Genomic DNA, 10,793 nt, shown 5'->3' on the forward strand with positions numbered 1-10,793 from the left:
GCGCTGGCGTAGACGCAGCCGTCGCGGGTGCCGAGGTACAGGCCGGTGCGCTCGTGGTCGTCGGTGCAGAAGGCGTCGCGCAGCACCGCGGTCCAGGCGCCGTCGGGGAGCCCGGCGCCGACCTCGGTCCAGCTGTCGCCGGCGTCGTGGGTGCGGTGCACGCGGAGCCGGCCGTCCGGGGGCACGCGCTGCACGTCGGCGACCAGCGGGACGACCCAGGCGGTGCCCGGCGCGTTCGGCGAGGCGGCGATCGGGAAGCCGAAGTCGGCGGGGAGCCCGTCGGCGATCGACGTCCACGACCCGCCGCCGTCGTCGGTGCGGAAGACGCCGAAGTGGTTCTGCGCGTACATCCGCGCAGGGTCCCCCGCGTCCACCGCGACCTTGTGCACGCACTGCCCGTACTCCGGCGGCTCCGGCAGGAAGACGGCGCTGATGCCCCGGTTGCGCGGGGTCCACCCGGTGGCGCCGTCGTCGCTGGCGTAGACGCCGCCGGTGCTCATCGCGACGGTGACCCGGTCGCTCGCCGGATCGGGCAGCACGGTGTGCACCGCGCCGCCGCCGGCCCCGGGTTCCCAGGTGGGCCGGTGGGGGTGGTCCCACAACCCCCGCACCAGCGTGAAGCTGCAGCCGCCGTCGGTGCTGCGCCAGAGCGAGTGGGGCTCGCACCCGGCCCAGACCAGGTCCGGGCGGTCGGCGGTGTCCGGGCGCAGCTGCCACACCCGGCCGAGCGCGGCGCCGGTGTCCTCCGGGAAGCGGATGGCGCCGTGGTCGGTCTCCTGCCAGGTGCGGCCCAGGTCGTCCGACCAGGTGACCGACGGTCCCCAGTGCCCGTACTGGACCCCCGCCAGCACCCGGGGCACCGGGCGACGGGTGTCCACGGAGACGGCCGCCACCTCCTGCGCCAGCAGGTGCGGCCCGTCCAGGGACCACGTGCGGCGGTCGTCGTCGCTGCGGGCGAGCCACAGCCCCTTGCGCGTCCCGATGGCCAGCAGATCGGTCATGGCACCCCTCCGGTTCGGCGGTCCTCGGGGTGAGGACCGCCGCGGGGGTGGGAACTGAGCGGTCGGGCCTCAGATCCGCGAGGCGCCGCCCTCGGGGTGCGGCTGGCGGCCGTCGGAGGCGACGTCGGGCGCCAGCCGCTGGGCCTCCGCGCGCAGCTGCTCGGCGGCGGTGCGATCCTCGTCGGCGCGGGCGGCGCGCTGGCGGGCCTCCTGCTCGGCGAGCGCAGCGCGCTCCTGGACCTCGGCGAGCTCCCGGCGGGCGCGGGCCGCCTGCTCCTCGGCGAGCGCCTGCTCCTTCTCGGCGCGGGCGCCGCGGATCTCGGCCTCGCGCAGGTGGTCGCGGGCCTCCTCCCGCTGCTGCGCCCGCTTGCGGGCCCCCGTGGTCCGCGAGCGCCTGGTGAGCGCGAACGCCACCAGGGCCAGCAGCACCAGCGCCACCACGACCAGCACGACGATCAACCACGGCTCCACGGCGATCCCCTCCTCGGATGCGCCGACGTGGTGCCCCCCGGGGGTCTCGCGGAAACCCTCGGCCGGCTACGCCAGCGCGCTGCCGGCGACCCACTCCTCCCACGGGATGGCCCAGTCGTAGATGGCGCCGTCGGCGGCCGAGAGCGTCGGGCCGATCGAGTTCTCGATCTCCACGACGTCGCCGGGCTGCGAGAACTCGAAGAACCAGGCGGCGCGCTCGGTCGAGAGGTTGATGCAGCCGTGCGAGACGTTCTCGTTGCCCTGCTGCGCGACCGACCACGGCGCGGCGTGCACGAACTCCCCGTTGTCGTTCAGCCGGACCGCGTACTCCACCGGCGTCCGGTAGCCGTTGGGGCTGTCGACCGGGGTGCCGTAGGTGCTCGAGTCCATGACCCGGTTGCGGTTGAGCTCGGTGACCACGTGCGGGCCGTTGCGGCTCGGGAACTCCGGACCGCCCGCGCTCATCGGGAAGGTCTGCACCAGCTCGTCGCCGTCGTAGACGCGCATGGTGTGCGTCGCGGCGTCGGCGACCGACACGTGCCGCTCACCGATCGAGAAGGAGATCGAGCGGTCCTTCTCGCCCCACACGCCGTCGCCGAAGTCGACGCCGTAGAGGTTCGCGTCCACGGTGACGTCGGTGTGCGCGGGCCAGTACGTGGACGGGCGGAAGTGCACCTCGGTGTCGCTGAACCAGCTCCAGACGCCGTCGGTGGGCGTCGAGCTCGTCACCACGAGGTTGCGCTCGACCGCGGCCTTGTCCTCCACCGGCTCGGAGAAGTAGACCCGGATCGGCATCCCGACGCCCACGGTCTGGCCGTCGAGCGGGCCGATCCCCGGGGTCACCACCGACACCGGGTCCACCGTCGTGAACGACGACGTCGCCGTGGCCGGCTCCGCCGGGTCCCCCGAGGCGGTCGCGGTGAGCGTGTAGCCGGTGCCGTAGGCCAGCCGGGTCTCCGGCGCCCAGAGCACCGTGCCGTCGCCGTCCTCGTCGTCCTCGAGGGCGCCGGGGACGGCGGTCCCGGCCGCGTCCGTGAGGCCGACCTCGCCGAGCTCGCCGCCGGTGACCGAGATCTCCAGCGGCACCACGGGCGAGACGTCCACCGCTCCGTCGGCGACCGCCAGCCGGACCGTCGCCGGCTCGGCTGCGGCGGGCGGCTCGGGCGGTCCCCCGGCCTCCGACCCGCTGCAGCCGGTCAGCAGGGCCAGCGCCCCGGCAGCGAGCACCATGCCTGTGCGACGCACCTCGTCCTGCTCCTCTCCCCCTGCTCCCGCCCGGACGCGGACCGGAGCACCCCGCCCAGTGTCCACGCCCGGGACGACGACCGGGGTGGGACCCGCGCCACGGGCCCTGGGCGGCGGCTGCCGGGACGTGGTGGAGAGCACCCTCCCCCGGTTCGGGCTGCGGGCCGGGCGCTGGTATCGTTCTCGTTCGTGCCCGGCCGCCGGGCGCACCGCGCCATTAGCTCAATTGGCAGAGCAGCTGACTCTTAATCAGCGGGTTCGGGGTTCGAGTCCCTGATGGCGCACCACCACCGACGCCCCGCCGGGTCCCACCCGGGCGGGGCGTCGGCGTCCCGATATGTGTCCGGGGATCCGACCCTGTATCGGCACCGCCGAGGCCCGTGACGGTTGACACCTGCTCCCGGTCTGCGAGTCTGCTCGAGGACGTCGACGTCGAGCAGCACGGAGGCAGCATGCGCACCGGGCTCACCCGAAGCAGGTCCCCGAGGACGACGACCGGTCGCAAGCGCCGCGTCCTCCGTTCATCCTCGATCACGGCTCTGGCGTCGGCCGCCGTCGTCGTGGGCATGCCCGGCACCGCCTCGGCCGTGCCGATCAACGACTGCCCCGCACCGATCCGGTCGGTCCTCGACCAGACACCGGCGACCTACACGCAGAACGTCGCGCTGACCTTCGACGACGGGCCCTCGCCACGGTGGACGCCGCAGGTGCTCGACGTCCTGGCCGCGTACGGGATCCACGCCACGTTCTTCGTCCTGGGCACACATGCCGAGGACAACCCGGACCTGGTCCGGCGGATCATCGCCGAGGGCCACTCCATCGGGAACCACACCCAGACCCACCCCGACCTGGACACGCTCTCCCGGTCGGCGCAGGCGTCGCAGATGGACAGCGCCACGGGCGCGATCTACGCCGCGAGCGGCCTGCACCCGTGCTTCTTCCGGGGTCCGGGGGGCTCGCACCACGGCGCCTCCGTCCAGGAGGAGGCGTGGGCCCGGGACATGACCATCGCCGACTGGTCGAACGACCCCCGCGACTGGGCGGCTCCCGACAGCCTCAGCCCCTCCTACCAGGACACGATCGTGGAGCGGGCCACGAACCCGGTGTACGACCACCCCATCGTGCTGCTGCACGACGGCCCGCCGGTCAACTACCGGCAGAACACGATCGAGGCGCTGGGCCGCATCATCGAGTCCTACCAGTCCCGCGGGTACGTCTTCACCGACCCGGCCGGGCAGCAGTTCGACGCGAGCGCGATCGCGATGCACTACAACGCGCTGGGCGGGCCGGCGAGCGTCCTGGGCGAACCGCTCATCAGCCAGACGCCGACCCCGGACGTCGAGGGCGCCTACGGTCACTTCGAGGGCGGCTCCATCTACTGGTCCCCCGGCACCGGCGCCCACGAGATCCGCGGCCCGATCTACAGCTTGTGGGCAGACCTGGGGTGGGAGAACTCCTTCCTCGGCTTCCCCGCCACGGACCGGATCCCCACCCCCAACGTCGACGGCGCCTACAACCACTTCCAGGGCGGCTCCATCTACTGGTCCCCCGACACCGGCGCCCACGAGATCCACGGCCCCATCTACGACACCTGGGCCACCCTCGGCTGGGAGAACTCCGCACTCGGCTTCCCGACCAGCGACGAGTACGACATCGACGGCGGCCGGCGCAGCGACTTCCAGAACGGCTACATCACCTGGACGCCGTCCGACGGCACCGTCGTCCACGAGACCGGCTGAGCCCTCGGGTCCGGCCGCGACGCAAGGGACGGGCGGACGGGAGCCGTAGGGTGCGCCGGTGAGCTGGAAGCGCGCCGTGTTCGCGCTGTTCGCCGTCGCGGCGGGCACCAACGTCCCCACCCCGCTGCTGCTGGTCTACCAGGAGCGGCTCGACCTCTCCGCCGAGGTCCTGACGGCGCTGTTCGGCTGCTACGCGGCCGGCCTGGTGCCGGCGCTCCTGCTCGCCGGCCCGCTGTCGGACCGGCTGGGCCGGCGGCGGGTGGCGCTCCCGGGCATCGTGCTCTCCGGCCTGGCCTCGCTTGCCTTCGCCGCGGCTGGGGACTCCCTGCTCCTGCTGTTCGGCGCCCGCTTCGCGCAGGGCGTGGTCAGCGGCATCGTCTTCAGCGTCGGCAGCGCCTGGGTCGGCGAGCTGTCGAAGGCCTCCGGGGAGGGCGCCGGTGGGCGGCGCGCCGCCGTCGCCATGACCGCCGGGTTCTCCCTCGGGCCGCTGACCAGCGGGCTGCTCGGCGAGTACGCCCCGGCGCCGACCGTGCTCCCCTACCTGGTGCACACGGTGCTCGTCCTGGTGGGCCTGGCGGCCGCGGTGCGGCTACCCGAGACGGTCGACCTGCTCCCCGGACGGCGCGGCGGCACGGGGGCGCCGCCGGTCGCGCCCCTGGTCCGCCGCGGCGACGCGCTGCTGGTCCTCAGCGTGCTGGCCCCGGTGGCGGTCTGCGTCTACGCCTTCCCGTCGACGGTCATCAACGCGGTGCCGCTGCTGGTGCAGCTGCCCTCGGCCGGGGTGGCGGTCACCGGTGTGCTCGCCGGGGTGACGCTCGGCGCGGGAACGGTCGTCGCCGGGCTGCAGCGCCGCCTGGGCGCGTGGACCGCCGTCGTCGGCACCGGGGCCGGCACGCTCGGCTTCGGGTGCGCCGCCGCGTTCGCCGCCACCGGCGCGCTCCCCTGGCTCGTCGTGGCCGCCCCGCTGCTCGGCGCCGGCGGTGGCCTGTGCCTGGCGGCCGGGCTGACGCTGACCGCCCGGCTCGCCGCCCCCTCCCGGCTGGGTGCCCTGACGTCGCTGTTCCTCTCCTTCGCCTACCTCGGGTTCGCCGCGCCGTTCGCGATCGCCCTGGCCGCACGGGCGACGACGGCGACCCTGCCGCTGGCCGCGGCCGCCGCGCTCGCCGCGCTGCTCACCCTGCGCCTCGTGCCGGTCTCCCGCGCCGGCCGGCTGTAGGGGCTCACCGGGTCAGACCGGCTGCAGCGCCTCGATCTCCACCCGGATGACGTCCAGCGCGGCCGCCGCCCGGCGGCGGGACTGCCGGGGCGTCTCCCCCACCGTCAGGACGTGGCCGAGGTGCGCCCGGCGGCAGGAGGCCGGTTCGGCCGCATCACCGACGTCGGCGAACACCTCCGCGACGAGCAGCCCGGGGATGTCAGCCGCCTCGCGCAGGCCCGACACCGCGCGGACCCGGCCGGTGGCGTGGGAGCCGAGCAGGAGCTGGGTGCTGGCCGCGACGCCCGCCCGCCCCCCGGGGGCGGGCCGGTCCAGCAAGCGGGCCACGACGAGGTCGGCGGTGTCCAGCCCGCTCACCTGGTCCACGCAGGCGTGCGCTCCGGCATCGGCCGGCCGCGGCGCCAGCGCGACCAGCCGCGGACCGGACGGCCCGAGCACGAACTCCAGGTGGAAGGGCCCCAGCTCGTACCGGCAGGCGGCGAGCACGGCCGCGACGAAGGGCGCGGCGTCGGGCGACGGCGGCCGGGTGGTGGCGGTGAGCAGCACCGCAGCAGGGTGCGGCGGGGGCGTGGATGCGAGCTCGCTCCAGGCGTGCACCGCCACGGCACCGCCGTCCACGTACCCGTCGGCGGCGTACCGGGGCCCGGCCACGTGCTCCCCGATCACCAGGCGGCCGGCTGACAGCGTCCCCGGGCCGCAGCAGGCGCGGGCGGCGAGCACCCGCAGCTCGCCGTCGTCGTGCACCGGGCCGACCCGGGTGCCGGCACCGTCCACCTCGACCGTGCAGGGGTGCCCGACCGGCGAGGCCGGCGCCGGCGCGTCGGCGCGGAGCACCGCCCAGCGGCCGTCGGGGATGCCCGCCGCCGCCAGCGCCTCGCGCCGGGCGACGGCGTCGCCGGTCACGACCGGGGACGCGGGGTCGGGGCCGCGCAGCCCCAGTTCCCGGGCGGCGACGGCGGCCGGCCCGGTGGTGCCCTGCGCCCAGCCGGCGAGCGCGGCCACCCGCCCCGGCAGGGAGCGCACGGCCGCGGCGATCGCACCGGCGTCGCCGGTGTCGCAGTCGAGCCAGCGGTCGACGAGCCAGTCGACGTCCTCGCCGTAGGAGCGCCGTCGACGCGTCAGCACGGCCGTGCGCAGGCCCCGGGCGCGCGCCCGCTCGAGCACCGCCGCGCCCGCCGCGCCCGCCGCGTCCAGCCGCTCACCGGCGGCGAACTCCGGTCGCGCAGCCGGGACGCGCCCCTGCACCTCGACGGAGACGAACCACGGCTCATCGGCGCCGGCCGGGTCGCCGGGCACGCGTTCGCACACGGCGCCTCCCCCCGTCGGCCGGTCGTTGCCCGCGGAACGTACCGGCCGGTCCGCCTCGACGGAACAGGTTCGGCCGCGCCATGTCGGAGGCGGGAAGCAGCGGGTCGGGCGGTCGGTTGTCGGTGGGGTGGACCCAGCCCAGCCGCCGCGCGACGTCGACGTCGTGGTGATCGGTGCCGGGCAGGCCGGCCTCTCCACCGCCTGGGCGCTGGCCCGTCAGGGCTTCGAGCGGGGCACCGGGTTCGTCGTGCTCGACGGCGAGGAGGCGCCCGGCGGTGCCTGGCGGCACCGGTGGCCCTCGCTCACCCTGGGCAGCACCCACCGGGTGCACGACCTGCCGGGCCTGGCGTTCCGGCCCGAGGACGACGCCGCACCCGCCCTGGAGACCGTGCCCGCCTACTTCGCCGAGTACGAGCGGCGCTTCGCGCTGCCGGTGGTGCGGCCGGTGCGGGTGACCGCCGTCGAGCGGGCCGACGACGACCGGTTCGCCGTCGCGACCGACCGGGGCACCTGGACCGCGCGCGCCGTCGTGAACGCCACCGGCACCTGGACCCGGCCGTTCGTCCCGCGCTACCCCGGGCAGGAGCTCTTCCGCGGGCGGCAGCTGCACACCGTGGACTACCGCTCCGCGGAGGAGTTCCGCGGGCAGCACGTCGTCGTCGTCGGCGGCGGCGCCTCGGCCACCCAGCTGCTGGCCGAGATCTCCCGGGTGACCTCGACGACGTGGGTCACCCGCCGGCCACCGGTCTGGCGCGAGGGCCCGTTCGACGAGGCCGCCGGCCGCGCCGTCGTCGCCGAGGTGGAGCGCGCCGTCCGGGAGGGCCGCCGACCGGGCAGCGTCGTGGGGCTCACCGGCCTGCTCACCTCGGCGCCCTACGTGCGCGACGGGCTCGAGCGCGGCGTCCTCCGGCGGCTGCCGGTGTTCGACCGGATCACCCCCGACGGCGTGGCCTGGGATCGTCCGGCCACCCACGCACCCGCGGCCGTCCGCGCCGACGTCATCCTCTGGGCCACCGGGTTCCGCGCGGCGGTCGGCCACCTGGCCCCGCTGCGGCTGCGCACCCCCGGCGGGGGCTTCCGCGTCGAGGGCACGCAGGTCGCCGGCGAACCGCGCCTCCACCTGGTCGGCTACGGACCCTCGGCGAGCACGATCGGCGCCAACCGGGCCGGGCAGGCCGCCGCGCGCGCCCTGCGGCGGGAGCTGCACCCGGGGATGCCCCTGCCCCGCACGGCCTGAGCGCCAGGAAGCTTTCAGGGTCCGATCAGGGCGCTCCCCGATGTGCCCGGCGCAGCGCGGCCGACAGGCTGCTGGGCATGACTTCCCGACCGATCCCCGGAGGCCCGCGATGATCGAGGCGCGGGGCCTGACCAAGAAGTACGGCGACCGCACGGCCGTCGACGGCATCTCCTTCACCGTGCACCCGGGCCGGGTCACCGGCTTCCTCGGGCCCAACGGTGCCGGCAAGTCCACGACCATGCGCATGCTGCTGGGGCTGGACCGACCCACCGCCGGCAGCATCACCGTGCACGGGCGCAGCTACGCCGACTTCCCCGCGCCGCTGCGGCAGGTCGGCGCGCTGCTGGAGGCCCGCGCCCTGCACCCGGGGCGCTCGGCGCGCGACCACCTCCGCTGGATGGCGGCGAGCAACGGGCTGCCGGTGCGCCGCGTCGACGAGGTGCTCGACCTCGTCGGCCTGACCGACGTCGCCGGGCAGCGGGTGGGCCGTTTCTCCCTCGGCATGGGCCAGCGGCTGGGCATCGCCGTCGCCCTGCTGGGCGACCCGCCGGTCGTCGTGCTCGACGAGCCGGTCAACGGGCTGGACCCCGAGGGCATCCGCTGGGTGCGCACGCTGACCCGGCAGCTGGCCGCCGAGGGTCGCACCGTCTTCCTCTCCAGCCACCTGATGAGCGAGATGGCGCTCACCGCCGACCACCTCGTGGTCATCGGGCGGGGCCGGGTGCTGGCCGACTGCTCGATGCCCGACTTCATCGCCGAGCACGCCGCCTCCTACGTGCGGGTGCGCAGCCCGCAGACGACCCAGGTGGCCGACCTGCTGCGCCGCGACGGCCTGGAGGTCACCGCCGTCGACGACGAGCTGCGGGTGCAGGGCCGCGACGCCGCCGCCGTCGGCGAGCTCGTCGGCCGGCAGGGGCACCTGCTGCACGAGCTCACCCTCGTCAGCTCCTCCCTCGAGGAGGCCTTCATGACCCTCACCGCCGCGAGCGTCGAGTACACCACCCGCGACCGGACCCCCGCAGGAGCCACCCGATGACCGGAACCCTCAGCACCCCGGCCCCCGACACCGTCGCGCTGGACCCGGACCGGCACGTGCCCGGCGTCCGCGAGCCCGGCTTCGCGCAGACCCTCCGCGCCGAGTGGATCAAGTTCTGGTCGGTGCGCTCGACGCCGTGGTCGGTCGGCGCCCTGGTCACCCTGGGCGCGGGCCTGACCGTGCTCGTCTGCGCGGTCAGCGCCGCGGACCTGGCGGCGGGCACCACCGGCGAGGCCGCGGGCTCCTTCATCACCTGGGGCATGACGGTCGCGCAGATCACCGCCATCGTGCTCGGGGCGCTCGTGGTCACCAGCGAGTACGGCACCGGGATGATCCGGGCGACGCTGACCGCGACCCCGCACCGCGGGCGGGTGCTGGCGGCCAAGGCGCTGGTCCTCACCGGCACGCTGTTCGTCGCCGGCGCGGTCACCGCCGTCCTCGGCTACCTCGGCGGCAACTGGTTCCTCGAGCAGGAGGGCATCGGCCTGGCGCTCGGCGACGACGGCGTGCTGCGGTCGCTCGTCGGCAGCGGGCTGTACATGGCCGGCATCGGGTTGTTCGCCGCCGCCGTCGGGCTGCTCGTCCGGCACACCGCCGCGGCGCTGTCGATCGTGCTGGCCCTGCTGCTGGTGGTCGGCAACATGGTGATGCTGCTGCCGGGCGCCTGGGGCGAGTGGGCGACCAAGCTGATGCCGGGGAACGCGGGCTCCGTCGTCGCCACCCCGGTGTCGTTCAACCCGAACCTGCTCGGACCGTGGACCGGGTTCGCCGTGTTCTGCGCCGAGGTGGCCGCCGTCGTGCTCGCCGGCTACCTGGTGCTGCGCCGTCGCGACGCGTGACCCAGGCGCCCCCGCTGTGCCCCGGCCCCCGCGGCCGGGGCACAGTGGTGCGGTGACCACGCCCGACCCGGCCGCCGAGGGCCGCCGCCGCGCCGACCAGCTCCTGACCGCCCTGACCGCGGGTGACGACGCCGCCGCCGAGCGGCTGCTCGCCGGCCTGGACGAGATCCGCGACCTGGTGTTCGTGGGCGCGGGGCTCACCGTGATCGCCCGCGCCGAGGGCCGGGCGCTGCCCACGGCGCAGCGCGCGCAGGCCAGCACCCGCCAGCTCAAGCTCGGGGAGGTGCGCGACGCCAACCGCGACGACCCCGACGGGCTGCGCACCTGGCTGCGGCGCTCGGCCGAGGAGATCCTCTTCCTCCGCTCGCTGCACGCCGCCCGGCAGGGCTGAGCTCAGACGCGGGCGCGCGGGGCGCGGGCGGCCAGCCGCGCCAGCGGCAGCACCGCGGCCAGCGCCACGGCCGACACGACCAGCGTCCAGGGCAGGCCGGCGGCGCCGTAGGCGAACCCGAGCAGCAGCGCCCCGGCCGCCGTGCCCGCGTCGAAGGAGGCGTTCCACAGCGCGCTGGCCGCTGTCGTCCCCCGGTCGCCGGCCCGGGCGAAGGCGCGCAGCAGGGTCAGGTTCTGCACCCCGCCGAAGCCGGCGCCGAACAGCGCAGCCCCCAGCAGCACCCAGCCCGCGCCCCACCACAGCCCCGCAC

General features: G+C 75.9%; 10 protein-coding genes, 1 tRNA gene and 1 pseudogene. 7 read left to right on the top strand and 5 right to left on the bottom strand.

Annotated features, from left to right (window positions below):
- The 3 genes from E9565_RS20085 to E9565_RS20095 all read right to left on the bottom strand — a co-directional run.
- Nucleotides 1-1,001: sialidase family protein (locus tag E9565_RS20085; RefSeq protein WP_236836580.1), on the bottom strand; the 1,001-nt coding region annotated here is incomplete at its 3' end.
- Nucleotides 1,002-1,070: 69 nt separating this feature from the next.
- Nucleotides 1,071-1,472 (bottom strand): hypothetical protein, encoded by a 402-nt coding sequence (locus E9565_RS20090; RefSeq protein ID WP_236825562.1) that lies wholly within the window; start codon nt 1,470-1,472, stop codon nt 1,071-1,073.
- 66 nt (nt 1,473-1,538) lie between these two features.
- Complete coding sequence (locus E9565_RS20095; RefSeq protein WP_236836581.1) at nt 1,539-2,717, bottom strand: Ig-like domain-containing protein; 1,179 nt, start codon at nt 2,715-2,717, stop codon at nt 1,539-1,541.
- A 211-nt stretch (nt 2,718-2,928) separates the two neighbouring features.
- Between E9565_RS20095 and E9565_RS20100 the strand changes: the two genes are divergently transcribed.
- From E9565_RS20100 to E9565_RS20110, 3 genes are all read left to right on the top strand, one after another.
- Nucleotides 2,929-3,004: transfer RNA gene (locus E9565_RS20100), tRNA-Lys, on the top strand.
- 279 nt (nt 3,005-3,283) lie between these two features.
- Nucleotides 3,284-4,456, top strand: coding sequence for a polysaccharide deacetylase family protein (locus E9565_RS20105; protein WP_236836582.1), 1,173 nt, complete (start codon nt 3,284-3,286; stop codon nt 4,454-4,456).
- Nucleotides 4,457-4,514: 58 nt separating this feature from the next.
- The gene (locus tag E9565_RS20110) at nt 4,515-5,672 is read left to right on the top strand and encodes an MFS transporter (protein ID WP_236825565.1); all 1,158 of its coding nucleotides are present in this window, start codon (nt 4,515-4,517) and stop codon (nt 5,670-5,672) included.
- Nucleotides 5,673-5,684: 12 nt separating this feature from the next.
- On the opposite strand, the gene E9565_RS23415 is transcribed toward E9565_RS20110, so the two are convergent.
- Complete coding sequence (locus E9565_RS23415) at nt 5,685-6,980, bottom strand: hypothetical protein (protein ID WP_236836583.1); 1,296 nt, start codon at nt 6,978-6,980, stop codon at nt 5,685-5,687.
- A gap of 127 nt (nt 6,981-7,107) precedes the next feature.
- Between E9565_RS23415 and E9565_RS20120 the strand changes: the two genes are divergently transcribed.
- From E9565_RS20120 to E9565_RS20135, 4 genes are all read left to right on the top strand, one after another.
- The gene (locus E9565_RS20120) at nt 7,108-8,217 is read left to right on the top strand and encodes an NAD(P)-binding domain-containing protein (RefSeq protein ID WP_236836584.1); all 1,110 of its coding nucleotides are present in this window, start codon (nt 7,108-7,110) and stop codon (nt 8,215-8,217) included.
- Between the two features lie 109 nt (nt 8,218-8,326).
- Nucleotides 8,327-9,253 (top strand): ABC transporter ATP-binding protein, encoded by a 927-nt coding sequence (locus tag E9565_RS20125; protein WP_236836585.1) that lies wholly within the window; start codon nt 8,327-8,329, stop codon nt 9,251-9,253.
- Complete coding sequence (locus E9565_RS20130; RefSeq protein WP_236825569.1) at nt 9,250-10,092, top strand: ABC transporter permease subunit; 843 nt, start codon at nt 9,250-9,252, stop codon at nt 10,090-10,092. The genes E9565_RS20125 and E9565_RS20130 overlap by 4 nt, the downstream gene beginning before the upstream one ends.
- A 52-nt stretch (nt 10,093-10,144) precedes the next feature.
- Nucleotides 10,145-10,483 carry a hypothetical protein gene (locus tag E9565_RS20135; RefSeq protein ID WP_236836586.1) on the top strand — a complete coding sequence of 113 codons (339 nt, stop codon included), beginning with the start codon at nt 10,145-10,147 and terminating at the stop codon, nt 10,481-10,483.
- Between the two features lie 2 nt (nt 10,484-10,485).
- Here E9565_RS20135 and E9565_RS20140 read toward each other — a convergent pair.
- Nucleotides 10,486-10,793 (bottom strand): annotated as a pseudogene (locus E9565_RS20140) (MFS transporter); the annotation flags it as partial.

The sequence above is a fragment of the Blastococcus sp. KM273129 genome (assembly GCF_021698995.1).
Classification (GTDB): domain Bacteria; phylum Actinomycetota; class Actinomycetes; order Mycobacteriales; family Geodermatophilaceae; genus Blastococcus.